This window comes from Marinobacter pelagius (genome assembly GCF_003315345.1).
GTDB classification, from domain to species: domain Bacteria; phylum Pseudomonadota; class Gammaproteobacteria; order Pseudomonadales; family Oleiphilaceae; genus Marinobacter; species Marinobacter pelagius_A.
Window position 1 is genome coordinate 94,168 of sequence record NZ_QNRO01000013.1, and the last position, 25,034, is coordinate 119,201.

A 25,034-nucleotide genomic window follows, 5' to 3' on the forward strand; every position below is an offset into this window, starting at 1 on the left:
AGAGAGATCAGATGAAACACGAAATTATCGAAAAGAATATTGGTCTGATGATCATCCTGATCATCCTGACCATCAGTGGTGGCTTCCTGGTGGAAGTAGTGCCCCTGTTCTTCCTGAAGCAGACCAACGAGCCGGTAGAGGGCCTTGAGCCGCTCTCCGCTCTGGAACTGGAAGGCCGGGACATCTACATCCGCGAAGGCTGCCACGTGTGCCATACCCAGCAGATCCGTCCATTCCGTGCGGAAACCGAGCGCTATGGCCACTACTCCGTCGCGGGCGAGTTCGTCTATGACCGCCCGTTCCTGTGGGGCTCCAAGCGTACCGGTCCGGACCTTGCCCGTGTTGGCGGCCGTTATTCCGATGCCTGGCAACGTCAGCATCTGTTCAACCCGCGCAGCGTGGTACCGGAGTCCAACATGCCGGCATTTCCCTGGCTGTTCGAAAACCGCGTAGATCACACCGAGACAGCGTCAAAAATGGAGACACTCCAGACTCTGGGAGTACCCTATTCCGACGAGCAGATCTCCAACGCTGCAGAACAGGTCAAGGGTAAATTCGAGATCGAAGCACTGGTCGCATACCTGCAGCAGCTAGGTACTGTGATTTCAGACAAACGGTGATCCAATGGATATTAACGAGCTACGCGGAATTCACACCCTTCTGGTAATGGCGGCTTTCTTCGGAATCGTCTGGTGGGCCTATAGCGCCCACCGCAAGAAGGCAAATGACGAAGCGGCGCAACTGCCCTTCGATGATGACGAAGTGGAAAAGCGTACTCTCGAACAGGAAAAGACGGAGAAGAAACAATGAGTACCTTCTGGAGCATCTGGATCAGCGTGATCGTGCTCGGTACTGTTTTTGGCTGTGCATGGCTTCTATGGGCAACCCGCAAGAGCCAGACCACTGACGTCGAAACAGACCGGACCATGGGCCATTCCTTCGATGGCATTGAGGAATACGATAATCCGCTGCCGAAGTGGTGGTTCTATCTGTTCATGGCGACCTGTGTGTTTGCCCTGGGTTACCTGGCGCTGTATCCGGGCCTGGGCAACTACAAGGGCCTGCTGGGCTGGACTTCCACCAACCAGTGGGAAGCAGAGGTGGCTGCCGCCGAAGAGAAATACGGCGAAATCTATGCCCAGTACGGCAACACCCCGGTGCCAGAACTGGCCACCAATGAGGACGCCCTGAAGATCGGCCAGCGTCTGTTCGCTAACAACTGCGCCGTCTGTCACGGCTCGGCGGCCCGTGGACAGGTCGGCTTCCCCAACCTGACCGACGACGACTGGCTTTACGGCGGCACGCCTGATGCCATCCTGGCAACCCTGCACAATGGCCGCATGGGTAACATGCCGGCCAAAGGCACCATGCCCAGCATGACCAACGAGCAGGTAGATCAGGTGGTAAACTACGTGCTGAGTTTCAGCGGTCGTGAAAAAGACGCCGAAGCAGCCAAAGCCGGTGCCCAGGTATTCCAGCAGGCATGCGTAGCCTGTCACGGACCCAACGCCAAAGGCAATCAGGCAATGGGCGCTCCCAACCTGACCGACAACACTTGGCTCTATGGTTCCACTTACGAGTGGATCAAGGAAACTGTCATGAACGGCCGCCAGAACCAGATGCCGGCTCAGGCCGGACGTCTGACCGAGGATCAGATCCAGATCCTGGCAGCTTACGTGTACAGCCTGTCCAACTGAGAATGGTCCGGCCAGGGCCCTGCCCTGGTCCGGTCTTTTCAACCCTGTGTCTGCCCTCGCGGGCACAGGCTTGAGAAGATCAGCAGACCCTCCGAGGCCCGCTCCCCGCTTTTCCATTTCATCGGGAGGTTACGATGAGCAGTGAGATTCCGGTCAAACAGGTTGACCCTTCGTCTGATTCCTCCAACAACAATAAAAAGCCCGAGACTGTCGAGCTCTACGCGAGCCGAAAGAAGATCTATGTCAAAGAAGTGAAAGGCTTTTTCCAGCGTATCAGGAATGTGAGCCTGACCCTTCTGATGGGCATGTACTTCCTGTTCGTCTGGATCACCATCGACGGCCAGCCGCTGATCCATTTCGACCTTCCGGCGCGGGAATTCCACCTCTATGGCATGACCTTCTATCCCAAGGATTTCATCCTGTTATCGGGCATGCTGATCATCTGTGCCTATGGCCTGTTCTTTATCACCACCCTGTTCGGACGGGTCTGGTGTGGCTATACCTGTCCGCAAACGGTGTGGACCTTCATATTCATGTGGGTTGAAGAGCGGATCGAGGGCAGCCGCAACAAGCGGATGAAGCTGGACAAGGCACCGAATTCCGGTGTGAAAATTGCCAAAAAATCTGCCAAGCACGCAGTCTGGCTACTGATTGCTTTTGCAACTGGCCTCACGTTTGTCGGGTATTTCTATCCCATCCGGGAGTTGATCGCCGACATTTTCACCTTGCATGCCAATGGCTGGGCCTACTTCTGGGTGGCCTTCTTCACCGTCGCCACCTACCTGAACGCTGGCTGGTTGCGCGAACAGGTATGCCTGTACATGTGCCCGTATGCGCGCTTCCAGTCGGTCATGTTCGACCCGAACACCAGGGTGGTTTCCTACGACCCTAACCGTGGCGAGCCCCGGGGCAGCCGCAAGAAGGGTGTTGACCCGAGCGAACTGGGCCTCGGTGACTGTATTGACTGCGGCCAGTGTGTCCAGGTCTGCCCCACCGGTATCGATATCCGGGATGGTCTCCAGTACGAGTGCATTGGCTGTGCCCTTTGCATTGACGCCTGCGACGAAGTCATGGAAAAAATGAACTATCCCAAGGGTCTGATCCGCTACACCACGGAGAACGAACTGGAGGGCAAGACCTCCAAACTGCTTCGTCCCCGTACCTTTGGCTATGGCATCATGCTGGCACTGATGATTTCCGCGATTATTTTCACCATTGCGACCCGGGTTCCGGCCCAGATGGATGCCCTGCGGGACCGTGGCGCTTTGTACAGCTTTAACGGTCAGGGACGGATTGAGAACTCCTATACCCTGAAGATTGCCAACATGACCGAAGTGCCTCAGGTCTTCTCCATCTCCGTGAGTGGCCTTGAGGGCATCCAGATCCTGACCGACACCAGGGTAACCGTTGAAAGTGGCGAGAACCGTTCGGTACCGACCGTCGTGGACGTTCCACCGGAATCCATCTCCGAATCCAACAACGAGATCCGGTTCCAGGCGGTTTCCGAGACAGATTCGTCACTGAAACTTGAAACTGAAAGCCGGTTTGTCGGTCCAACGCGCTGATTTTTAAAATTGGCCCCGACACACCGGCTAGAAAAGAGATGAAGCATTATGAGTGAACACGCTCCGGTCGCACCCTGGTACCGCCAGCCCTGGTTCTGGTTCCTGACCATTTTTCCGCTGGCGGCCATTATCTGGTGCCTCGTCATGATTGTCGTTGCGAGCAATATGAAGGACACCATGGTAACCGACGACTACTCCAAGGAAGGCCTTGCCATCAACCTTGACATTGCCCGCGACCAGCTGGCCTATGACATGGGCATGGTTGGTGAAGTGAACTTCGATAATCGTCAGGTCACCCTGAAGCTCAACACCGATAATGGCCCTGCCCAGTTCCCGTATGTGGTCCTGAACCTGTTCCATCCAACTCTGGCGGGCCGGGACCGTACCATCCAGTTCAGTAACGAGGGCGGCGGGTATTACTCCGGCACCATGAACCAGGACATCGAAGGCCGCTGGTATTACGACCTGAGAGGGCCGGATAACAAGTGGCGCCTGAAAGGTGAAGCCAAGCTGCCGGCGGAGGATGGCCTGACCATTCAGGCGGAAGAACCCGTCAAGGGGTGAGTGCTCTGGATTGTTTCCATTGCGGTGAACCCGCCGAGGGGAATCCGCCGATCACGCTGGAGCTTGAAGGCACTACAAGGCATTTCTGCTGTCAGGGCTGTAAGGCGGTTTGCGAGACTATCCATAATGAGGGTCTCACCGGCTTCTACGACTTCCGGACCGAACCGGCGGTAACGCCGAGGGAGCTGTCTGCCTCCGAGCTCACCCGTCTGCGCGAGCTGGACCATCCGCTGGTCCAGCAATCCTTTGTTTCGCCCGTCAAAAGTGGTCAGGAAGCGAACCTGTTGATTGGCGGTATCACCTGTGCCGCCTGTATCTGGCTGCTTGAAAATCACATGAAAAAGCAGCCGGGAGTGCAGATTTTCTCGGTCAACCACACCACCCAACGGGCACGGCTGGTTTGGTCCCAGGATCAGGCGAAGTTGAGTGACCTGCTGATCGCCATCCACCAGCTCGGTTACACGGCCCGCCCGTACCAGGCCGACGAGGTCGAGCAACAGTTAAAGGCGGAACACCGCTCGATGCTCATCCGGCTCGTGGTGGCGGGGATCGGTTCGTTCCAGAGCATGATGCTGGCGTTTCCGCTGTATTTTGAGCTGGTCAATGGCCTGTCACCAGACTTTGTCTCGTTTTTCCGCTGGTTCAGCCTGCTGGTGGCAACTCCCGTGGTTTTCTACAGTGCCCGCCCGTTCTTCCGCAATGCCCGTCGCGATATCCGGAGCCGGCACCTCACCATGGACGTTCCCGTCGCCATTGCCATCGGCCTGGCCTACGCGGCCAGTGCCTGGGTGACGGTGTTCGGAGGCGATGAGGTCTATTTCGAATCGGTGTGCATGTTCACCTTCTTCCTGCTCCTTGGCCGCTACGTGGAAGTCCAGGCCCGCTACCGGGCCGGCCTGACCGGCAATGCCCTGGCCGGATTCCAGCCGGCGGTTGCGGCGAGGGTGAACGGTGATCAAACCGATATAGTTCCGGCCCACGACATCCGGCCCGGCGACGTGGTCCGGGTAAGGCCTGGCGAAACCCTGCCTGTGGACGGAAGCATCGTGCGGGGCGAATCCACCCTGAACGAGGCGGCGTTGACCGGAGAATATCTGCCGGAGTCACGGGGGCCGGGCGACACGGTCCACGCCGGCAGCATCAATGGCGAGAACCCCCTGGATGTACTGGTGGAAAAATCGGGAGCCCAGACCCGGCTCTCCGGCATTCTGCGGGTCCTTGACCGGGTCCAGTCCGAGAAACCGCCGGTTGCCCGGATGGCGGACCGGATTGCTGGCAAGTTTGTGGGGCGCGTGCTGATCCTGGCCCCGCTGGTGTGGATCGGATGGTGGCTGGCCGGAGCAGACAACGCTTTCGATATCACACTCTCGGTGCTGGTGGTGACCTGCCCGTGCGCCCTGTCCCTGGCTACGCCAACCGCCATCACCGCAGCTACAATGCGCCTGCGAAAACTGGGATTCCTGCCGACCCGGGGCCACACCCTCGAATCCATGAATACCATCGACACGGTCGTCTTCGACAAGACCGGGACACTCACCCGGGGCGAACTGAGCCTGGTGGGACAGCAAAGCGTTGGCAGCCTTGATGACGATACCTGCCTGCGCCTTGCTGCGGGCCTGGAAAAGTTCTCCGAACACCCGATTGCCCGTGTCTTCCACGACCGCCCCGCTGCAGCCATGGAGCAGGTCCGGAACCACGTAGGCGGAGGCCTGACCGGGCAGCAAGGCGATCAAAGCTACGCCATCGGTCACCTGGACTTTGTGTCGGCACACACCGATGCACCCATGCCCGAGCAGGGTCAACACACCGGCATGGAAATCTGGCTGGCGTCCAAAGCCGAATGGCTGGCCTGTTTCCGACTCGATGATCAGCCCCGGGAGGATGCGTCCGAAACCATCCGGGCGCTGCAGGACCAGGGTATCCGCACCATTCTGCTCAGTGGTGACCGGAGCGGCCACGTGGCCCGTGTCGCCGAGGCGCTGGGTATCACCGAAGCCATCGGGCAGGCATCGCCGGAACAGAAGCTCGAAGTTCTGGAGAAGCTCACCAGCGAAGGGCGCAAGGTGATGATGGTCGGTGACGGCCTGAACGACCTGCCCTCCATGGCAGGCGCCGGCCTCTCGGTGGCCATGGGGAGTGCCGCCGACCTGACCCAGCTGAAAGCGGATGCAGTACTTCTGAATGGCCAGCTCACGCAATTGGTGGAAGCGCTCAAGACCAGCCGGCAGACCCGCCGGGTCATCCGCCAGAACATGATCTGGGCCCTGGCTTACAACCTGTGCGCCCTGCCCCTGGCTGCGGCGGGCCTGGTACCACCCTGGCTTGCAGCCATCGGCATGTCCGCCAGCTCATTGATTGTGGTGCTCAACGCGCTCAGACTGGGCGCCAACCCCAGACAAGCTCCGGCGGAACCAACACCGGTTGGTACTCAGGCGCTGTCCTGATAACGTAAAAGCCGAACTTCACGATGAGGTAAGTACCGTGCAAATTGTAATGGTCCTCGTACCATTGATGCTTATTCTGGTTGCCGTGGGGATTGCCCTGTTTGTCTGGGCGGTCAAGAACGGCCAGTATGACGACGTGGAAGGCCCGGCCCATCGCATCCTCTATGATGATGACAAGGACATGATTCCCCGGGAAGCCAGAACCGACAAACCTGCACAGGAAGAAGGTAAATCCGGGCAGAGCACCGGGGAGGAAGACCGGGACAGCGCCGGACCGAAGAGCTGATGGCAGCAGACCTTTACCTGAGTTATCCCAGCGCTTTTCTCATCGGTCTGCTTGGCAGTACCCATTGCCTGGGCATGTGTGGCGGGATCAGCGCCTCCCTGTCCATGGCCCTGCCGGTCGGGCGGGGATTCCGCCTTCGCCAGTCACTGATGCTGCTGGCCTTCAATTTCGGAAGAATCGGCAGCTACACCCTGATTGCCACATTGATCGCGGTGCTCAGTACCGGCGCCGCCAGCCAGTGGGCCTCGGCAGGGATGGTGTTGCGGACTATCGCGGGATTGCTGCTGATTTTCATGGGCCTGTCCATGGGCCAGTGGTGGCAGGGAATCCGCTATGTGGAGAAGATTGGCGCCCCGGTCTGGCAGAAACTCTCTCCGCTGACCCGCCGACTGATGCCAATCCACCATCCCGCACAGGCACTGGCACTGGGCGCACTCTGGGGCTGGCTACCCTGTGGCCTGGTCTACAGCACCCTGGGATGGGCTGCGCTACAGCCTACGGTTACATCGGCCGCTCTGACCATGTTCTTCTTTGGCCTCGGCACCCTGCCGTCCATGCTGGCAACCGGTTATGCCGCCAGCTGGGTGCGCGGACTGCAAAAGCACCAGGCGGTCCGGAAGGCCAGTGGTGCCCTGCTCATCCTGTTCGGAATCTGGACCCTGCCCCTGTTCTGATCAGAAAGGCGCCCTAGATATTCAGCACATCCAGCCGACCGAAATCCGGGCTTGCCTCCGGCTCCGCGGACTGAACCACCGCCTGGCGCTTGCCGCCAAGGCGTTTGCCTTCCTTGAAGTCATACAGGTTCGGGTCGGCCAGATGGGACGGCTCAACATTGCACAGGGCCCGGAACATGGTTTCCAGCCGGCCCGGATGCTGCTTGTCCCAGGTCTGGAACATGTCCTTGATCACCTGGCGCTGCAGGTTCTCCTGGGAGCCACACAGGTTGCACGGGATGATGGGGAATTCGCGCAGGGCCGCATAACGGGCAATGTCCTTTTCGCGAGCGTAGGCCAGCGGACGGATCACGGTGTTGCGGCCATCATCACTGTGCAATACCGGCGGCATGGACTTGAGCTTGCCGCCGTAGAACATGTTCAGGAACAGGGTCTCGAGCATGTCGTCCCGATGATGGCCGAGGGCAATCTTGGTAACCCCGTGCTCTTCGGCAAAATTGTAGAGAATGCCCCGACGCAGGCGCGAACACAGGCCGCAGGTGGTCTTACCCTCAGGCACCTTGTCCTTGACGATGCTGTAGGTATCCTTCTCGATGATGTGGTATTCGATTCCCAGTGAAGCAAGATATTCCGGCAATACTTCCTCGGGAAACCCGGGCTGCTTCTGATCCAGGTTGACCGCAATCAGCTCGAAGGAGACCGGTGCGCTTTTCTGCAGGTTGAGCAGGATGTCCAGCATGGCGTAGGAATCTTTTCCTTATATTTGATACCTGAACACTTCATGAGTGAGTGATCAAGCTATATTCTCAATAAATACAGATACTTATAATACTCATAACTGTTTGAAACCTTACAATATCCCTTTAAAATGTAAATATTTCCCAAAATCCGCTTAAATTTTTCCCAATTAGTGAGGCTTGAAGCTTTACAAAAATACGGATTCTACCCCAGCATTACTGAGCATGAAGTGGGAAGACAGTTGCGGGCAGGGTCCGACCAACAATACACGCATAAAACCATAAAAATGGCTTCTACAGCTGATTAAGGTCGGTTATCAGGTCCTTTGGCGAGCAGTCAAGTAACCTAGCGAATACATAAATTTTTTCAAGTGTAATGTTGACCTCCCCTCTCTCGATCTTGCCAACATAACTTCTATCTATCCCCGCATCGTGCGCTAAGCGTTCTTGGGAAAACCCTTTTGATTTTCGAATTGTTCGAAGATTCCGCCCGAAAGCTTCACAAACAAGAGAACCCATTTCTTACCCTCATAAAGAGCAAGACTATGGTTTCTTGAGGCATATGAAGCCACGGCATATACTACCCATTTTTGGGAGTCGACCAAATCGACGCACAGACCAATTGGGCCTTCGAATGGACAAGTTTCAGTCACTGCAAGTCGACAAGACGCTAATCGAGCTGTTGCAAAAACAAGCAGGCAACCCTTTCTCTACTACCGCAATTCGAGATCTCTACGTTCTTGAAATTCCGGAAGGTCAGCAACCGGGACGCAATCAACTCCGCAAGCATATCTATAGAGAGCTACTGCGACTTGAATCGGCCAAGGTGATCGAACGGCACGGTAGATCGACCGGCCGTGGGTGTAAATTCATCTTCAACCCAGAGCTTTCAGGTGTTGAGCTCGAGACTAAACCCTCTCCGTTTGTAGCCATTGATTCTCATGATGAGTCGCCGATGGATGTTAAAACACAGCGTGCGCTGCAAGAGGAGCTCTCCCAAAGGAGAATCGAACTTGTCGCTAGCATTGGGGAAGCGGAGGAATATCAGCGTCTTTATAACAAATATCCCGCGCTTCGCGGTGCCGTGAAGGAGCAATATCTGGAGTCCCGAGAGAAGAGTACAAAACTCTTGGGTCAATTGCGTGCTGTCGAGTCCGTGATCGCAAAAATTGGCTTTCCGTCATGATGCACTTGCGCGCATGGCAGAGCGAGTGTATTGCTCAGGCCCTAGAATCTTTTGAACGCCAGACCCATTTTTTATGCCATGCGACACCTGCTGCAGGGAAAACCGTAATGGTTGCGTCTGTCGCCAAGGCACTTTTTGAACGCGGCGACATCGATTTTGTCGTGTGCTTTTCACCTTCCAGGGCAGTAGCACAAAGTGTCGCCACAACTTTCAGTAAGATCCTCAGGAGAAGCTTTAACGGTCAAATTGGCGCTGCGGGAGGGTCCTACACCTATCAATCGATGAGCACGCTCCCCAAGGAGCTTTGGCGAGTGTTGAGTGACCATCGAGTTCTTGTAGTATTGGATGAGATCCATCACTGCTCTGGCAGTAGCTGGGACGAATTCCCTATTGGCAACAGTTGGGGGAGGATCATTCTAGATAGAATTCAGGGAACTGCCTCCTTCACAATCGCATTATCCGGAACGCCTTGGAGAACGGACAACAACCCTATCGTTCTCGCTCGGTATACCCAACCGGACGGCGAGCTGCAATGTGACTATGAATACGGTTTACAACGAGCTGTTATCGATGGAGTATGCCGTGCTCCAAATATCGTGCTCACTGACAATCAAGAGATCCATCTGAAATCCTCTGAACTCGGCCTTAAAACCTATTCCAGTATCCGAGACACTATTAAGCATGGTCATATCTCTTATCCCGACTTTCTTTTTCGGGACGAGGTGATCGATCACATACTTTCCGAGGCATCGAAAAAACTTTCAGAGATTCGACAGCAGGTCCCTGCTGCAGCCGGTTTGGTCGTAGCAGCAACAGTGGCACACGCGGAGCAGATTGCGAACAGGCTTTCAGCACTTGGCGAGAGGCCTGTGATTGTCACTTGCCGCACCCCGGAAGCTCATCAAATAATAAATAATTTCAAGACTTCGTCTGATCGATGGATCATCTCTGTAGGGATGATCAGTGAAGGAACAGACATCCCTCGACTCCAAGTGTGCTGCCACCTCAGTAAAATTCGAACAGAACTCCATTTTCGGCAGGTGCTCGGCAGAATCCTCCGACGCCAAGCAGACGAAACTCCTGAAATTGGAGGTTGGCTCTACGTACTTGCAGAGTCGAGCCTGACAGAGTTCGCACGTAGAATTAGTGACGACCTTCCAGAGCACAACGTGGTTTCGTTTTCACCAAAATCGTCAAAGCAAAACTCGGAGGCTGCCTCGGAGTATGCGGTTCTCTCTGAAAACGATGAGGCTACCGAGTGGGGCTTCAGCATCGATGCAACTGGCACATGGCTTTCTGGACCTGATCAAACAGAACAAAAGGAAACAACGGAGTTTTCTATTAGTCATCATTATTGGAGCGAGATTCTTTCGCTGTTCGAGGATAGGAACGTGTGACCCTTTACTCAGAAATTATTGCCGTCAATACCTATTATGCCCGGGAGTTCGCTGGTCAGGACGACCTGAACTCACCCCCGGCAGGGATGTCAGGCGAGCGCGACACCTGCACAGTGGTGTGACACGCCAGGGAGAGGCATGGCTTCGACTTGCCCTTAAAATGCCACTGACACTCTTCCTCTATAGCGCAACTTCATCCAGAAATCGTAAAACCCAATCGGCGATTTTCCCCGACTCTCTCCACTCAGATGTGGAATAGTCGTCAACCATTCTCGCGTTTGCTTTCAAGTGCAATAATTCGCTTCATCAACTCTTCATACGTTGAGTTTTCTCTGAGTTGATTTACCTCGGCTTCAAGTGTGATTGCTTGTCGCTCGAAGTGATAACGGGCTTCATGCGATTGTTTTAACTCTTCCGCCGATTCATGAAGTCGCTGCGTGGTCTCTGCCAGTCGCTGTTCTAAATCTTCAATGATGGTGTTCGCATCCAGAATCTCGGCTTCAATTTCTGACCTCAGCTGTTTGAGCTCACGAGATGTCTCTGAGACCTGTCTTTGTGCTGCTTTCAAAGCACCTTCATAGAGCTGAACTGTCAGTGGGCGAACCTGTTCTATTAGATTGCTCTCAAGCTCGGTAACCAGATCTTCTAGCTCGGCAGGTAGGCGAAGATCCGCGTTGTTGTCCACCTTGTCTCTGCTGGCGTATTCGTCCCAGACAGACTTCAGGCGTTTGGGGTCTCCTGCCCCAAGAATTCGGCGGAGCCCGTAGCCAGTGATATTCTTTCCTGTGGACTGCAGTCTTTTTCCAGCTTCAATGATTTCTTGATTCGCTATTTCGGCCGGTCGCATAGGTGAGCTCCAATGATAAGCGTAGTCCGGGATTATATGCAGAAAAAAAGAAACTAAGAAAGAAAGTAAGAAAGGAAGAAAAAATCGTGGAAGTGAGCAGATCAACCAGAAAGTTGGGTGCAGCCCACCGGAACTTCAAATTTTTAAAGGTAGGTACATGCGGGCTATCTAGTGTGGGAAGGTAGGTACACGCGGAGCATTAACTTTCGCTTAAACCTACCTATCCCACCTGGTAACGCACCTCGTAATAGTGAATGAGGTTCAGTTCGCTTTCTTCGGCAACAGATTCACAATGATGTTGCCGCTCGCCCCCAGTCATCGCATGAAACTCCCTACCTCATATGCTGCTCTTCTGGTATTGGGCGCACACATTAGGCACTTTGTAATAATCCGTCTGTACCTACCTTCAAGCTGGATTGGTATAGATTCCCCAGATGAATCTAGCCATATTTCTTTGTTTTTGTTGGATTTTTGCTCACTTTCAGACCCTCGAGGTCGGTACACACGGACTACCTGAGGCCTGGAGGGTAGGTACACACGGAACATTCCCCATCGCATCAAACTTCCTATGCCATTCGATAGCTGCTCTCGGTATAGTGAAGGCGGCCTGACGCCGCTTGCTTCGGCAACAGGTTCACAATCTTGTTGCCTTTCACTGCTCTAGCTATCGCATGAAACTTCCTATGGCTGCATCCAAAAACACACCCCTTCTGATTGTGGACCTGGAGGCCACCTGCTGGGAAAACTCCCGGTTGCCGAGTGGCGAACGCCAGAGCATCGGGAACATGGAAATCATTGAATTCGGGTGTGCGCTGGCGACCCGTGCCGGCGAGCTGCTGAATAGCCAGTCGTTCCTGGTGCGGCCAGTCCGGAACCCGGATCTCAGCGCGTTTTGCCGTTCTCTGACCGGGATTACTCAGGCCATGGTGAACGCTGCCCAGGTCTACCCCGAGGTGGTTCGCGCCCTGGATAGCTGGCTGGGCCAGCCCGCCGAGTCCCTGGTCTGGTGCAGTTGGGGTAACTACGACCGACACCATATCCAAGCTGAAAGCGAAGCCCAGAGCATCGCCCCGAGATTCCTGTCCTGTCCGCACCTGAATCTGAAACGGATCTGGCGGCGATCCACGAGGCAGAAGAAAAAGACGGGGCTGGCCAGTGCGCTCGCATTCCACAACCTGGCGTTTGAAGGGCGACCGCATCGCGGCGTGGATGACGCCCGAAACATCGTGCGGCTGCTACCCTTCATGGACTGGGAGCTGGAGCCCGAACTACTGACCCGGAGCGTCAGTCATGTCGATTCGTGACTGGTTCCTGCCCCCCCCTCCATCACCCTGAACATCTGACGAACCGAGGAAGGTGATCGATGACCGTAGAAGAATTGATGGATCAGCTTAAAACCTTGCCACCGGAAACGCCGGTCCTCGTGGAGGGCTACGAAACGGGCTACGATGACATTGTGGAGCTCAGGCCTCTGAAGGTATTTCGTTACTGCAATGCCCAGGAATGGGATGGCGAGTACCAAGCGAAGAATGAGTACTCCGGTCAGGGAAGCAAAGCGGTACCTGCAGTAGCCATACTCGGGCGCCGTGGGCATTTGAGGTAATCATTAGTATCCATTGTGACTGCAGGGCATGCGAATGAGTGAGAGAAAGCACGATGACTCCGCCGAGGATAACCGAGCGGCTCGACTCATAGCACAGGCCGAAGCGGTTTTTGGCAACGCCGAGAGTGCCCGGCGCTGGCTCAGAAAACCCAAGAAACAGTTAAGCGGGCTGTCCCCGAACGAAGCCATGCAGGACGAGCGTGGCGCAGCGCTGGTTGACCAGTTACTGACAAGGATCGATAGCGGATACTTCTAGTCAAGGATCCACCTGAACAAGGCAGCTTATGGCTAAAAAGAAGACGTACACCCTTGCCGAACTGGTATCCCAGTGTGATCCAGATGCCCCGTTCCCAAAGGAACTGCGGGACTGGGAAGAGGCAGAGAGTTTTGGCCGCGAAAAACTGATGGATGAGAATCAACGGCGCATAGACATTGAGGAAGATCGACGGGAAGAACCCGGTATTCCGATCAATCCGGATAAGCTATAGAGCAGTCGGCGTCGTCATAGTGGTTTGCTAAAAATGCTATCAGGTTTCGAGTCCGAGCCAAGTCTGCATGGATTTCCCATGCACTAACTGGCCGGCCCGCTCCCACTCCCACTCCCGGATCCAGCCCCGAATCACCTCAAAGTCCACCACATCATCCAGGTCCGACGGCTGCACATTCGGCACGGGCCGGTTGTTCAGTTCGATGTGGTGGTACAACAGATCGAACACCGCCCGTTCGTAGCTGGCACACCGGCTCAGGGTTGCCTGAATCCCGGCGAGGGCCAAGTACTCCGAGACATCGACGATCTCGCGGTCCCCGAACAGGTGTGAGGTATCCGGATAGTTCCGGCCGGCGACGGTCCAGGTATCGGGGGATCCTGCACCGTGCCAGAACGCCTTGAATCGTCCCGGATGAGGAATGCACAGGGCCGTGAGGCCCGTGATATAGGCACTCATTCCTTGCGGCCTTTCGGCGGCTGATCCCGGTCGTGCATGAAATCTCTGGTCACGTGCTCCTCGGACTCAAACCACTCGTCCCAGACCGGATCCAGGGGGTGCTCGTAGCGTTTGGCGGAGCCTTTCAGTCGTTCCAATGGTGTCAGTTCCTGCGGAAGCGGTTGCGTCAGCTCGTCGGCGTGGGCCGTGTGGGCATCCAGGTCGTCCATCAGGTCTTTTTCAGTCAGGCGTTTTTTACTCATGGCGTTTTCTCCCTGCTCCCGAACCGAAAGGACAAACCGGATTGATGCGCAGTTCAGTGAATTGGTGGCCGGTCACTGTCCCGAAACCGCCCTTTTCGGGCCTCTCCCGATTATGTCACAGCGGCGATGGTTCATCGGGCACCCTGAAACTGTCCCTTTGGTTCATCCGGCCCCTGAAACTGTCCTTTTGACGCGGTATCCTGTTAGACGACGGTAAACGCTACCTTCATTCCGGAGCGGTTTTTTATGGCAAAAAACAGGAAAGCACCCGCCTCTCCAGATGACGTTGAGGGCTTCTTCGCTCGCCGGGCCGCGCACAAGGACGCGGTTCGCATGAGGGAGTATCGTGATCCGGAATATGCCAGAGGCATCGACGCGCTTTTCAAGGGTGCGATCAGGCCGCCCCGGCGCGGTCGTCGGCGGTTCTGACTACTCCCGTCACGTGTCCCCCACGCCACTGAGATCACTTATTTGTCCCTGCTCGATCTCGCCACAGAAATGGTAGAAAGGATGGACGGGATGACAAAAGTGCTGCCGGAACGCCGCTCTGTTCAGGTACAGGATCGTAAATAACCCCTTGTGCCTTCGGATCTCCAGTGCCGATCGGGCCACGTAGGCTTCAGGCCTTTTGGGCGAGCATTTCTCGAAGCCATGCACAACAGCCAGCTCAGAGTCGCATAAGGCCAGTTGCTCAGGGCTTTCCTTGTCCAGGTTGAATACGCGCACTGAGCGATACCGCTGTCGTACCTTCTCGCTCAGGCGGTTCAGGGTGGCTTCCCCTTCATCCTCGTTTTTGATGATGGCAACGCACCCGGAATAGAGCCCGCTTCGCATGAGGTCCTGTATTCGGTCGAGGTTTACCTGGTTCCTCATGATTACAGTGTCACCCGGATCACGCATAGCCTCCGTCCGCCAGGTGGGCCAGATAAGCCCGAACCTCGTCGCCCCGGCCCCAGGCCACCAGTGCCTCCGGAGTCCGATTCCCCAGGGACGGAATCCGTTCACAGTGGTACCAGGCCAGGGCCGCTGCTTGCGAGCCGGCCCAGCACTCCGCCGGCGCAAGAATGTCCGCCTTTATCTTTTGTGCCGTGCAGGCCATGCCAGTGCTCTCTCCGAATGTGTGTTGCCGGATCAGCGGCAACACCATTGTGAAGGCGTTGCCGACCGGTTCCACCAGACTACCCACCCTGGAACCTCTCATTATTTCAGGTGAACTGGGGGCAGTGTTTTTTTGCCAGATGTACATGAACCGAAACTGTCACACATTCGGCTCATGCGCCACCCAACGCGGCCACAGGCGGAACTGAACGTCCGCTAACCCAACAGGGTTGCCGGCGATTTCGCAGCCACCACGGGTCTGTCGTGCAACGGTTTGTTTGCTTGGCCCCTACTGGTCCGAAGGGGCATTTCTGTTGGTGAAGCGGTCATGGGGAGCCGCCGAGATACTGGTCATTGTCAGGCGCATTCCGAACTTTCGCAGGATCCGGTTCAGCGTCTTAACCGTGGCACACTCGGGATCCCGTTCGATGGCCGAGAGGGTATTGGCCGATACCCCCACAATCTTCCCCAGCCGTCCCTGGCTGAGGCCGGTCCAGTCCCGGCGCATCTGTCGTATGGCTGCCCCGAGGTCAATCTCGCCTCGGTCCAATGCCGCCAACATCTCATGTTTGTCGCGAATGCGTTCGTCACTGGGAATAGGGCGTCGGAGTTTAGGTATGGTGGTTTCCTCGGAGCGGACCTCTGGCTCAGAGCGCCTCCAGGACCGCAGATTCGGTTGCTCAAAATTACAAGTTTAATGGTAATAATGTTAGCCGATCTCCGTTTTATTACCATCATATTTGGAAATCTATTAAGCGAGCCGCGCGCCCGGCTGCGTTACTCATAGCCTCCGTTCGCCAGCTGGGCCAGATAGCCCCGAACCTCGTCGCCCGGGTCTTGTTCAACCAATTCCTTTGAGGGTGCGGCGTGTCATTTGCCATAGGCATCCAGGCTCAGGCCAGTGGGACCACATTTTTCCCCACTGAAGGAGTAACTAGTATTTGAAACCCAAGAGCATACTATTGGGGCCAGCAATTGATCGTTCGGTGAGGTCGCAAAGCGGACATTCCTCTGGTTCGATAGCGCTTTGATCAGCCCACCTACAGTGTAGCGGAAAGGCAGTCAAACGGAGGCCCAAAAGGCCAGAACGGCTGCATTTATAGCTTTTTTACGGCAAGAGAACTCAGCATATCTGTGCGTTGAAAACAAAAGAGGACTGCGTCTAGCTCAAGATGGTGCTTTCCACATCGTTATTTTGCTAAGGTTGGGACAATCAAGGCAATTTTTGTCAAGTAACAAATCCCACGACGGTGATTGATAAAAAAGACCGGCATAAGAATTAGTTTAAGAGGCTGTCAATGAATATTGAGGGAACAAACGTAAAAGATGACTTATGGAACGCTCTTAGATCCTGTCAGCAGGAAAGTGTAAAAACAGCGTTTAGCTATCTGTCAAAACCAAAATCTGATAAATCGTGCTTGATAAGCCTTCCTACAGGTGCTGGTAAAAGTGGTGTTGTAGCTACTGTTTCGCACTTCACCAAAAAGAAAAAAATTCTAGTTCTTTGTCATAGGCGAGCTGTATGTGATCAGTTGTATAGAGAAATTAAAAAGGACTTCTTCGAGAAAATCCATCCAGATCACAGCTTAGCGCTGAAGAATGTCTTTAATAAAGTAGATGACGTATCTAAAGATGGCATCTATGTTTCAACCTTTCAAAAACTTCAAATGATGTCAGAGAATGAATTCAATGTACTAAAGAATAATATAGATGTACTACTAGTTGATGAGGGACACACTGAGCCTTCTCCCATTTGGAGCCAGTTATCCAGAAAACTTGAAGCACATAAAATTATAATTACAGCAACACCTTACCGAAATGACCTTTTCCAGTTCGATATTGACGCAAAGTCAAGCTATATATTTACTTTTGGAAATGCTTTGGATGATAGCGTGCTGCGAGATCCAACATTCTCCACGATTAATGAAAAAGAATTGGCAGATGTTGTTTATAAAAGGCTTTCAGAACAACCAGGCACAATTTGTATTGTAAAGTGTAATACAGGCTCAGAAGTTAAGAGATATTACGACATGTTGACCCAAAAGTTTAAAACGCTGGCTATACATGACTCGTTTAAAAATACCGATGATGAATGTCTAAAATCTTCTGTGCCGAAAAAGGTCGCTAGTCAATCTTGGCAGGTTCTCATCCATCAGAGAAAATTAGATGAAGGTGTTGATATACCTCATGCTAAAACCTTGATTTTAACTTATCCGGTTTCTAGCGGAAGAGAGCTTGTGCAGACTATCGGTAGAGTAGTTCGTATTTATGAAAACTTCATCCCGCAGGTTGTCGAAATAGACACTAGTTCGAATAAAAAGTTGTGGATAAATTATCGGAAATTCGACAAATCCCTTTCGAGTGTTAGTTCGTCAAGAAAATTCCTTAATTCATTAAACACAGCATCATTGATTAACAGCTACTTAGAAGATTTTCCAGAGTATAGCTATTTTGATTCTTCTTTTAAAAAGAGGTTCAACCTTAAGGAGTTTGACCCAAAGAGCTCTTTGAATATCCCTCTCGCCTCTGTATGTTTCGTAAAGAAAGCAAGTGACTTTACCCTGCCCGCCATGATGGATGAAATGTATTGGGAGTACACTAAGGGAGGTGACTTGGTTGAAAGGAGAGAGAACTGTTGCGGTGCAGAAATTATTCTTTCAGTAAGTTTTAATAACTCAAAGCTCTTGAAAAATGAGTTATTTTTTCAACCATCATTTGAAGTTTTTCTGGTAAAAGAGTTTGATGACCTAGTCGCTATATTTGATAGCAGGAGCCAAAAATATAGCTACAGAAAAGAGTTGGGGCTAGGGGCAGCGGTTAATGTTGATGAGCTTCTCAAAATGGCAAGCAGAGAAGAGCGCACTAGAACAAAAGAAGCTCATGCCATTGCGATAACGAGCGCGGAAACAAAGCCTGCAGGCATGTCAATGAAAAGTCAGGATTTAGAGAAAATCATAACAAATCAGACCCATTCAACTTATGCCTTTACTACGCTAAAAGTAGATAATTTAGGTCAAGATGATAAAAGAAAAAGTAGCTACTATCTGGGGATGGGGTCCGGTAGAATTTCAGATCAGAAGGTCAGAAATTTTTCTTTGCAGGAGCTCATGGACTGGATAAATGATGCTCATGAAGTAATGAGTTCCACTAGCGCTTTAAAAAGCAGCTTCCTCAGCTCATTTTCTAAACCGGTATACGAAATTCCTGAAGATGATCCTTTATCTATACTTTTTGATTTTTCCCATTTTGAGGCGGATTTGGAAATCCATAAAGATGAAAATCAGTACTCAGTAGAGCCTGGTTTTAAATACGCTGAATACGATGGTGGAATTGATTTAATTGGATCTGGGCATCGATACCTTGTTCGGTACGATGAGAAAGAAGAACGTCTAAAATTTGAAGGTGACGAATCTATTTCATGCCTGCAATACCATAAATCATGGCTTGATATTTTGAATGGCGTGAGCATTAAGGCTCTGTACCCAAATGGTTTGACCTATGTTGACGGAAACTTCTTTAGGGTAACACTTCCTTCCCAGATGGATGGCGATATATCTGAAACTAAATTAGGTGGAGCATTAATTCCCCTTAATGAGCTGAGTTCTGTAGACTTGGATGAAAAGGATATTGGTAACGTTCGAAGTGATGAGTTTGGCCGGAAGTCAATTTTTCACCTTATTGATCAGCTAAAGTCCGTAAGTGATATTGGATTTAGTCCCGATAACTGTGGGCCATTCTATCAATATATATCAAATGTGGATCTGATTTTTTGTTCCGATATGGGAGTGGAGAACTCAGATTTTGTTGTTTCATCTATAGATAAACTAGTGTTTGTTCACGTTAAATGCGGAAACACAGCAAACCCTGAATCGGCTGCCGGCTCCATCGCTGAAGTCGGTGGGCAAGCTATTAAAAACATTGAGCATGTAATATCCCATGATTTTGATTTAATGCCAGGCAATAAAACTAATCTTTTAAGTCACTGGCCAACTTCGAATAGTAATCCGTCTCTTCAAGAAAGAATTCGGCTTTATAAGAGGCAGAGATTTAGTAACCCTTCTGACGATCAGGATGTAAGAGATGCCAAAATAGCTCAATTGCTTGAGGAGATAGCTACTCGAAGACGATCATCAGCAGTAAAAAAGGAAATTTGGATTGTCGTTGGCAATGGGTTTTCAAAGGAACACTTTGTTCGACAGTTTAATTATGGAAATCGTGCAGCCGCGACTTCGTTGCAGGCCTATCAACTGTTAGATAGTTGGATGTCAACAGCGGCAGGACTAGACGTTGAAATTAAGTTTTTTGTTTCACCTTAAGGTAGGTTTAATCAGAATTTCAAATAAAAATAAGTTTTGTTTAACCAATCTCCGTTTTGTCCTGTGTGCAGAAATCAGAAATTCGTAAGCGCCATGGCAAGAGGCGGCAAGACGACCCAAGCTCTTCTCACTGGGCTTCCCCGGCGCGCCTAAAAAAGGTCCCCTTTCCAATGGAAGTGTGGATTTTTAAAAAGACATTACTAATGTTCGCATTTGTTTAGCTGAGTCTGAAACAAGCCCTGGTCGCAAAGCGGACATTTGGGTTATACCCTGTTTACCTCTAAACCCAGTAAATTCAAGCTTTCTAGCAGAACAGAATTCGGCTAACTTGATAAAAATTGGTTCAACTTCATTCGCCCAAGCGAGTACGCAATGGGTGGTTTTGAGCCATCGACAGAGGGAACTGACATGCAAAAATTTTTTTGGTAATTCTCATTTCAATTGCGTTTTCAGGCTGTGCCAGTCTGCCCGGCCAGTCAAAAAAGTATCGTGAAGGCAACCGAGTGATCTCTGAGTCATACCCTGCCGCTACCTTTGGTTTCAGCAGCGATTACGAGTTTCTGAGTTCTGGTGAAAAAATGGAAAAGGTTAGCGCGGATGCCTCAACGATCAGCACGGGCAAATTCAAGAGCCAAACCTTCGCCTACGCCGTCACCTTCAATAACGAGATCCAGCGACTCGCTGTGGTTCAGTTTAACGCTATGGCTTCACAAGGCTGGACGTGGACCGATTCTCCAGAATGGACAGGTCCCGGAGTCATTGCTGGGGACAGGAGTTCGGAGCTGGGCGAACTGCAAACATGGACGACTTTTGGCAGGACTTTAGATACGTTGTCGTATTTCGATATCGATATTAAGGGACACACAATCAGCCCTTGTGTTGCTGTAGTCACCTCAAGACGGATCCCACCTGCAATGTCGCGATTTAAACAACTGATCCACTACATAGAGCCGATAAACTGCACTACCTCTAATCAATTCCACTATTCAGATGGATCGCTGACGAAAACCGGTAGATATCGTCTGGACAAGGCTTACGAGAATGCTCTTTCGAACATTCTCATTCTGTCGAATGATTAGTTGTCCTTCACCCTGTTCCGCTTCTGGTCTACCACGCCACTATTCGCTTTTTGTTTATGAGATCGAAGATGTCTGGGAGGGTCGCAAAGCGAACATTCAAATGGTGCAATAGTGCCAGTCCACGACGGTGCCAGTTATAATGGAGACTTTTCTAGTACCAGCGAAAAGGAAAAGCTTGAACGATCCTCAACACTCCCTCGTCCAAGGTTCCTAGAGGCGTCCCTATATTTTGTTATATCGCCAAGCTTCATGTGATTACGTTGAAAAATTTCGGTCGCAGCTCCGACCTTTAAAAAATTTCTTAAAATGTCGGCACGCCTATTTACTTCAGAACCATGCAGATACAGTGTCACGTAGCATGTGTAGGTCACTTTTTGCCCTTTTCCACCTTCAAAGACGATAGACGAGACCCTAACTCTAATTAAATTATCCTCGGCGTTCGAGTAGCTTTTAAAAATATCAACGACTTTATCATTCGTAGTTTGATCTGAAATATCACTCATAGCCAGTATAATTTTTCCAGTTATCTCCTTAAACAATTCAGATTCCGTCGCGATGTTTTTCAAGACTGCCTCCCCTTATTAACTTTTATTTGATGCTTTAATATAATATCTAGTTCCCGGCAACGCTTCCAGAGCATCGGATTGCTTTTGCCTTGGGTCTTTCGAAAATACGATCTTTTTAACTTCATCTGTAAGCTCACAAGCGAAGGCAATTGCTTGGTTGCGATCTACTGCAGTAGCCACCGGCGAACCTAAGAACTTGGATACTGCCTCACTTATAAATCTTCCCTCAACTATTTCGATTCTATCGAACCAGTCTGAAACTACGAATTGCTTCTGGATTACAGACACCATCTCTCAGCCCTCCAGTAATACATATAGCTTGCCTTAGGGCGCCCGGCGGCCATCGGTTTTCTCCCTTTGCAAAGTTATCGATGCGTGTCTATTGAAGTGGAGGAAGTGCAGAGCAGACTCAATGGCTTGGTTATGTGTTCTTCGATGGAAGGACTCGTTCACCAGCAAACCACTTTCCCCAAAACAGGTAAGCATCGATAACATTGCTGCAGATCGCCACTTTTTCTCCAGATTTAGTCGTAAAAGACCATTCAGGCAAATTTTTCCCCTCCAAAAACGAGTCAGATGGAGTTCGCTTTCTGGTGGCAAAATTATGATCCAGTTTCGATTTATGTTTGACGTTGTTGGAAAACTGGCGAACTGCATCAATTGCGGCACCTTCTGCGGGATAGTGCTTGCGTATAACGAGAATTAGCCATTTTGCCTCCCCATACCCAAGCTCAATCGCATTCTTATCAGCAAGGTGATTCAATGTAAGACAAAGATTCACCATTTTTCGGAAAACGCGGATCAACTTGACTTGATCACAATCTTCCTCCGACTGAAAATCCCAGTAGAAGTCACTGAAATTCGGATCCACTAATTCCCTAAAAAAGCCAAGCGGATCATCGAGATTTAGGGTTCCCATCTGGTTCTTCCTCACACGTAATATTTTTCATGTGAATTCACTAGGACCAATACTGCTCAATGTGCTCTTGCAATCCAGTGCCTGAGAAACTGGCAACTAATTCCTGAGTGAGGGGCTCAACTATTACCTCAACCCCATACTGTTCATTTACTTTAGTAATAACCTGGCCAGGATCTAAACCCACTTCCCTAACTACAAACTGTGTATCAGACACGACGAAGCCGCCCGTTCGCTGCGCCTCATCGTGTAATGGATATTTTTCTACGCCTTTAGTAACCGAAAACAGATACATATGATTCATAATCTCTCCTCACATAAGAGCAATCAGGCAGCGGGCTTTATCATTGCAGAAATTTAACTGCGCCATTATCACTGACGCTGAATCATCCATCGCGCTGCACATAAATCGATAAAACAATAGCTTAGCCGTGCATGGCTATCTTTGCCACGCAATCATTCAGCGTCTGCAATTCACTTCTGCATCCAATAAGGATGAATTGGCTGTGCTTGGCCTGGAGGCCCTTTCGGAAAGCCTTGCCTTGAATGCTCGCTTTTGTTTAGGAGTTCGCGAAACTCTGATCGCTCGAAAAAAGATCCGCTTTCAAAGCAGAATGGACACAAAAGTTGGATAAATTTTTTGTGCTTTAATACATGATCAGAAGTCACGCCAAGTTTTCTCAGCTAACTTTTAGGATTTTAAAATAGTATACTTACTAAAGTTGAAAGCGCCTATTCACTCACTCATGCGGCCATTTGGGATAATTTTTATTGTTATAGTGCTGCGGTTCAGGCCCGCCTCGACGGGCCACAGGTTCACGGGGTCATTAGCAAAGCGCTCCCGTTTTTCATCACGCCAATCGTCGGCACCATGCGCCCCAGACCAAGCCAGCGGTACCACATGATCGATATCGATCTCACCGCTATTCTGAATCACGTTGCCCGTAAAGGGACTGATCCAGCGACCGGTAGTGACACGGCACCGATCGCCGCTGGCAAATCGGACCGTGGTTGTGGAGGTTGCGATCAGCGCTTTGGCCCGGCTGTCCTGACAATCCCCATCGGCGTCGTCCCAGCCATGACCGAAGGCCGACCGTTTGTAGCGCTCAGGGCTGCGTTTGTGCGATGGAGTTGCCTGCGCTTTGGCCAACTGTTTGGGTAGACGCCCGCCACTCGCCAAACAGGCCTCGGTCGAATCAAACGCACGAAAGTTCTGGGTTCGCTCGTAGTAGGCACTGGCAGGCGGATGACAAATGCCCGACGACGTTTTCTTGACCGTCTCTGCCGCCACAGGCGGGATCCCGATGACCCACGACAACGCCAGCACCAACCACTGGAAATACCGCACCGACCGCTCCTTTCATCCGTAACCGTTTGAATTCAGGGGCATGGTAAAGCGTGGGGCGGCGCGTGTCTCGCTGTAGGAAATGTCTTAACGGATTTACAGAGATCTCGGGTTACCTCGGGCGCCCTAAGAACAGATACTAGACGCGAGCCGTTTGATCAGGACGATCGGGGCTCAGCGCCGGCAGGGATGCCAGGCAAACGCGACACCTGCCCAGTGGTGTGACGCGCCGGGGAGAGGCCTGGCTTCGTTTCCAGTCCGACACCCCGTTCACCATAACCCCAGATTATGCGCAGTAGTCTACAGCCCTTAAATTATCCTGAGGCAGTATGCTTCTCTAGACGTTTCTCAGCGCGGTCTATTTCTCTAAAAACCTGATTTTCAATCTGGCGGATCTGTGTGCGAATCGCATCACTATTGGTCACCTTGGCGGCTAGCTGGAGGTATTTAAAGAAGCCCAGTCTCGGAGCACCTTTCGGAAGAACCTGATTTGATTGGTCGTAGACAGCATCACCGTAGGCTGTACCGTACCCAAGAGAAGTCAGGCGAGCATAAAGCTGGCGCTTCTTTAACTGGGACTCACCACGCGCTGCTGCTGCAATTCGAGCTCGATCAATCGCACGGTTAGCTTTTATCATAAAGCGCGCGATTGTCGAGTCGCGCACTCTCATGTTTCGGCCATCAAACGTCAAACCCAAATAGGAAGTCGAACTAGGGTCCTGAACTATGAAATTCTCATCTACAGAGAATGAGCGCAGAGATCCTTCTTTTCGGAGGAAGCGGCAGCGCACGGTTTTGGCGGAGTTGACCTGAAGTCGGATTTTGCCCAATTCGATCTTCACCACAGATTCCGCCTCTGCTCCTCGTCCATTGGGGACAATAAGCAGGATATCGTCACTGTAGCGGCGGTAGGTACCCCCAAGCTCACGAATACTCTGTTGAATGCTCTGATCGGCGTCATACATATATAGGTTCGCCAGAACGGCACTTATCGGCAACCCTTGTGGAATGCCCGCAGGTTGGCCTTTGAGATAGGCAGGGGCAGGTTTACCTTTAACTTTCCATACAAGGTCATGCCGAGAGCGCAGATGTGGCTTCACACGTGACCGGAATTCCTCCGGAGTACAAATAGCTCGGCCCGCCTTTCCGGCCCGTCGTTTAACCTCGCCTCCGAAAAGATCCCTTAATTTGGGCACCGCAATCGCGGTATCCCGCGTGCAGGCTTTGAAAACCGCATAATGATCACTGGGCAGTTGAGGCGTGCCGAGCAAACCAGCCCAAGCAGCCTTCAAATGCGCATGGTCAAGCGCATCGAAGAAGCCTTCCACGTCAATGGCGATGACGTCACAAGCTTCTTTTGCTGCAATCTCCTCAAAAGCCTCATGAGCGAAATGAACATTACAGCGTGGTGGAGTATGTCTTCTATAGGCTAGGGAGGCTCTGAATAAGTCTCCAAAATCAGCGATAATACGGCCATCGTCAATCGCATAGGATCGTTGCCAGCATGGATCAGATCACCTTCTCCGAA

At 51.9% G+C, this 25,034-nt stretch carries 31 protein-coding genes and 1 pseudogene; 18 read left to right on the top strand and 14 right to left on the bottom strand.

The features are described 5' to 3' along the window. Nucleotides 1-11: 11 nt before the first annotated feature. From ccoO to DET50_RS12465, 8 genes are all read left to right on the top strand, one after another. Nucleotides 12-620: a cytochrome-c oxidase, cbb3-type subunit II gene (gene ccoO / locus DET50_RS12430; RefSeq protein WP_113863161.1), complete on the top strand. Its 609-nt coding sequence runs from the start codon at nucleotides 12-14 to the stop codon at nucleotides 618-620. Between the two features lie 4 nt (nucleotides 621-624). Beyond that, nucleotides 625-810 (top strand): cbb3-type cytochrome oxidase subunit 3, encoded by a 186-nt coding sequence (locus DET50_RS12435; protein WP_113863162.1) that lies wholly within the window; start codon nucleotides 625-627, stop codon nucleotides 808-810. Further along, nucleotides 807-1,697 carry a cytochrome-c oxidase, cbb3-type subunit III gene (gene ccoP / locus DET50_RS12440; RefSeq protein ID WP_113863163.1) on the top strand — a complete coding sequence of 297 codons (891 nt, stop codon included), beginning with the start codon at nucleotides 807-809 and terminating at the stop codon, nucleotides 1,695-1,697. Before DET50_RS12435 ends, ccoP begins: the two co-directional genes overlap by 4 nt. Before the next feature lie 134 nt (nucleotides 1,698-1,831). After that, the gene (gene ccoG / locus DET50_RS12445) at nucleotides 1,832-3,262 is read left to right on the top strand and encodes a cytochrome c oxidase accessory protein CcoG (RefSeq protein ID WP_113863164.1); all 1,431 of its coding nucleotides are present in this window, start codon (nucleotides 1,832-1,834) and stop codon (nucleotides 3,260-3,262) included. A gap of 48 nt (nucleotides 3,263-3,310) precedes the next feature. Next, nucleotides 3,311-3,826, top strand: a complete 516-nt coding sequence (locus tag DET50_RS12450; RefSeq protein WP_113863165.1) for a FixH family protein — start codon at nucleotides 3,311-3,313, stop codon at nucleotides 3,824-3,826. Then, nucleotides 3,823-6,270, top strand: a complete 2,448-nt coding sequence (locus tag DET50_RS12455) for a heavy metal translocating P-type ATPase (protein ID WP_113863166.1) — start codon at nucleotides 3,823-3,825, stop codon at nucleotides 6,268-6,270. The genes DET50_RS12450 and DET50_RS12455 overlap by 4 nt, the downstream gene beginning before the upstream one ends. Before the next feature lie 37 nt (nucleotides 6,271-6,307). Next, nucleotides 6,308-6,556, top strand: coding sequence for a cbb3-type cytochrome oxidase assembly protein CcoS (gene ccoS, locus DET50_RS12460; RefSeq protein WP_113863167.1), 249 nt, complete (start codon nucleotides 6,308-6,310; stop codon nucleotides 6,554-6,556). Then, nucleotides 6,556-7,230, top strand: a complete 675-nt coding sequence (locus tag DET50_RS12465; protein WP_113863168.1) for a sulfite exporter TauE/SafE family protein — start codon at nucleotides 6,556-6,558, stop codon at nucleotides 7,228-7,230. Before ccoS ends, DET50_RS12465 begins: the two co-directional genes overlap by 1 nt. 13 nt (nucleotides 7,231-7,243) lie before the next feature. On the opposite strand, the pseudogene ttcA reads toward DET50_RS12465, so the two are convergent. Continuing rightward, nucleotides 7,244-7,987: pseudogene (ttcA, locus tag DET50_RS12470) on the bottom strand (tRNA 2-thiocytidine(32) synthetase TtcA); the annotation flags it as partial. A gap of 274 nt (nucleotides 7,988-8,261) precedes the next feature. Beyond that, nucleotides 8,262-8,486 (bottom strand): helix-turn-helix domain-containing protein, encoded by a 225-nt coding sequence (locus DET50_RS12475; RefSeq protein ID WP_113863169.1) that lies wholly within the window; start codon nucleotides 8,484-8,486, stop codon nucleotides 8,262-8,264. A 115-nt stretch (nucleotides 8,487-8,601) separates the two neighbouring features. On the opposite strand from DET50_RS12475, the gene DET50_RS12480 reads away from it, so the two are divergent. From DET50_RS12480 to DET50_RS19635, 3 genes are read left to right on the top strand one after another with little or no spacing between them, the layout of a single operon-like run. Beyond that, the gene (locus tag DET50_RS12480) at nucleotides 8,602-9,153 is read left to right on the top strand and encodes a hypothetical protein (RefSeq protein ID WP_113863170.1); all 552 of its coding nucleotides are present in this window, start codon (nucleotides 8,602-8,604) and stop codon (nucleotides 9,151-9,153) included. Beyond that, entirely contained in the window at nucleotides 9,150-10,550 is a 1,401-nt protein-coding gene (locus tag DET50_RS12485; RefSeq protein WP_113863171.1) for a DEAD/DEAH box helicase, read from the top strand. Before DET50_RS12480 ends, DET50_RS12485 begins: the two co-directional genes overlap by 4 nt. Then, nucleotides 10,547-10,672, top strand: coding sequence for a hypothetical protein (locus DET50_RS19635; RefSeq protein WP_258546124.1), 126 nt, complete (start codon nucleotides 10,547-10,549; stop codon nucleotides 10,670-10,672). Before DET50_RS12485 ends, DET50_RS19635 begins: the two co-directional genes overlap by 4 nt. 140 nt (nucleotides 10,673-10,812) lie before the next feature. On the opposite strand, the gene DET50_RS12490 is transcribed toward DET50_RS19635, so the two are convergent. Then, entirely contained in the window at nucleotides 10,813-11,397 is a 585-nt protein-coding gene (locus tag DET50_RS12490; RefSeq protein WP_113863172.1) for a DNA-binding protein, read from the bottom strand. 683 nt (nucleotides 11,398-12,080) lie between these two features. Between DET50_RS12490 and DET50_RS12495 the strand changes: the two genes are divergently transcribed. Genes DET50_RS12495 through DET50_RS12510 form a run of 4 tightly spaced genes read left to right on the top strand, consistent with a single transcriptional unit; the run spans nucleotide 12,081 to nucleotide 13,488 of the window. Next, complete coding sequence (locus DET50_RS12495) at nucleotides 12,081-12,701, top strand: 3'-5' exonuclease (protein WP_113863173.1); 621 nt, start codon at nucleotides 12,081-12,083, stop codon at nucleotides 12,699-12,701. A 59-nt stretch (nucleotides 12,702-12,760) separates the two neighbouring features. Further along, nucleotides 12,761-13,000 (top strand): hypothetical protein, encoded by a 240-nt coding sequence (locus DET50_RS12500; RefSeq protein WP_113863174.1) that lies wholly within the window; start codon nucleotides 12,761-12,763, stop codon nucleotides 12,998-13,000. A 34-nt stretch (nucleotides 13,001-13,034) separates the two neighbouring features. After that, nucleotides 13,035-13,256, top strand: coding sequence for an MbcA/ParS/Xre antitoxin family protein (locus tag DET50_RS12505; RefSeq protein ID WP_181799984.1), 222 nt, complete (start codon nucleotides 13,035-13,037; stop codon nucleotides 13,254-13,256). A gap of 28 nt (nucleotides 13,257-13,284) precedes the next feature. After that, nucleotides 13,285-13,488 (top strand): AbrB/MazE/SpoVT family DNA-binding domain-containing protein, encoded by a 204-nt coding sequence (locus DET50_RS12510; RefSeq protein ID WP_113863176.1) that lies wholly within the window; start codon nucleotides 13,285-13,287, stop codon nucleotides 13,486-13,488. A gap of 39 nt (nucleotides 13,489-13,527) precedes the next feature. Here DET50_RS12510 and DET50_RS12515 read toward each other — a convergent pair whose 3' ends face one another. Beyond that, a complete protein-coding gene (locus DET50_RS12515) occupies nucleotides 13,528-13,944 on the bottom strand; it encodes a hypothetical protein (RefSeq protein ID WP_113863177.1) in 417 nt (138 codons plus the stop codon). Then, nucleotides 13,941-14,186, bottom strand: a complete 246-nt coding sequence (locus tag DET50_RS12520; RefSeq protein ID WP_113863178.1) for an AbrB/MazE/SpoVT family DNA-binding domain-containing protein — start codon at nucleotides 14,184-14,186, stop codon at nucleotides 13,941-13,943. Before DET50_RS12520 ends, DET50_RS12515 begins: the two co-directional genes overlap by 4 nt. 246 nt (nucleotides 14,187-14,432) lie before the next feature. Here DET50_RS12520 and DET50_RS12525 point away from each other — a divergent pair, with 246 nt between their 5' ends. Then, nucleotides 14,433-14,615, top strand: coding sequence for a hypothetical protein (locus DET50_RS12525; RefSeq protein WP_113863179.1), 183 nt, complete (start codon nucleotides 14,433-14,435; stop codon nucleotides 14,613-14,615). A gap of 9 nt (nucleotides 14,616-14,624) precedes the next feature. Here the strand turns inward: DET50_RS12525 and DET50_RS12530 are convergent, their stop codons facing one another. The 3 genes from DET50_RS12530 to DET50_RS12540 form a co-directional block, all read right to left on the bottom strand. After that, nucleotides 14,625-15,059: a hypothetical protein gene (locus DET50_RS12530; protein ID WP_147252216.1), complete on the bottom strand. Its 435-nt coding sequence runs from the start codon at nucleotides 15,057-15,059 to the stop codon at nucleotides 14,625-14,627. A gap of 19 nt (nucleotides 15,060-15,078) precedes the next feature. Further along, nucleotides 15,079-15,360 (bottom strand): hypothetical protein, encoded by a 282-nt coding sequence (locus DET50_RS12535; RefSeq protein WP_220150143.1) that lies wholly within the window; start codon nucleotides 15,358-15,360, stop codon nucleotides 15,079-15,081. A 213-nt stretch (nucleotides 15,361-15,573) separates the two neighbouring features. Continuing rightward, nucleotides 15,574-15,846, bottom strand: coding sequence for a helix-turn-helix domain-containing protein (locus DET50_RS12540; protein WP_113863181.1), 273 nt, complete (start codon nucleotides 15,844-15,846; stop codon nucleotides 15,574-15,576). Between the two features lie 736 nt (nucleotides 15,847-16,582). On the opposite strand from DET50_RS12540, the gene DET50_RS12545 reads away from it, so the two are divergent. Both DET50_RS12545 and DET50_RS12550 read left to right on the top strand, forming a co-directional pair. Next, nucleotides 16,583-19,600, top strand: coding sequence for a DEAD/DEAH box helicase (locus tag DET50_RS12545; RefSeq protein WP_113863182.1), 3,018 nt, complete (start codon nucleotides 16,583-16,585; stop codon nucleotides 19,598-19,600). Nucleotides 19,601-20,022: 422 nt separating this feature from the next. Then, nucleotides 20,023-20,679, top strand: a complete 657-nt coding sequence (locus DET50_RS12550) for a hypothetical protein (RefSeq protein ID WP_147252217.1) — start codon at nucleotides 20,023-20,025, stop codon at nucleotides 20,677-20,679. A 134-nt stretch (nucleotides 20,680-20,813) separates the two neighbouring features. On the opposite strand, the gene DET50_RS12555 is transcribed toward DET50_RS12550, so the two are convergent. The 6 genes from DET50_RS12555 to DET50_RS12580 all read right to left on the bottom strand — a co-directional run bounded on the left by DET50_RS12555 (nucleotide 20,814) and on the right by DET50_RS12580 (nucleotide 24,834). Continuing rightward, nucleotides 20,814-21,245 (bottom strand): hypothetical protein, encoded by a 432-nt coding sequence (locus tag DET50_RS12555; protein WP_113863184.1) that lies wholly within the window; start codon nucleotides 21,243-21,245, stop codon nucleotides 20,814-20,816. A gap of 15 nt (nucleotides 21,246-21,260) precedes the next feature. Continuing rightward, nucleotides 21,261-21,536, bottom strand: coding sequence for a hypothetical protein (locus DET50_RS12560; RefSeq protein WP_113863185.1), 276 nt, complete (start codon nucleotides 21,534-21,536; stop codon nucleotides 21,261-21,263). 130 nt (nucleotides 21,537-21,666) lie between these two features. Continuing rightward, nucleotides 21,667-22,164, bottom strand: a complete 498-nt coding sequence (locus DET50_RS12565; protein ID WP_113863186.1) for a hypothetical protein — start codon at nucleotides 22,162-22,164, stop codon at nucleotides 21,667-21,669. A 40-nt stretch (nucleotides 22,165-22,204) separates the two neighbouring features. After that, nucleotides 22,205-22,465 carry a hypothetical protein gene (locus tag DET50_RS12570; RefSeq protein WP_113862362.1) on the bottom strand — a complete coding sequence of 87 codons (261 nt, stop codon included), beginning with the start codon at nucleotides 22,463-22,465 and terminating at the stop codon, nucleotides 22,205-22,207. Nucleotides 22,466-22,897: 432 nt separating this feature from the next. Further along, nucleotides 22,898-23,509: an HNH endonuclease family protein gene (locus DET50_RS12575; RefSeq protein WP_113863187.1), complete on the bottom strand. Its 612-nt coding sequence runs from the start codon at nucleotides 23,507-23,509 to the stop codon at nucleotides 22,898-22,900. Between the two features lie 311 nt (nucleotides 23,510-23,820). Then, nucleotides 23,821-24,834 (bottom strand): reverse transcriptase domain-containing protein, encoded by a 1,014-nt coding sequence (locus DET50_RS12580; protein WP_181799985.1) that lies wholly within the window; start codon nucleotides 24,832-24,834, stop codon nucleotides 23,821-23,823. Nucleotides 24,835-25,034: the final 200 nt, after the last annotated feature.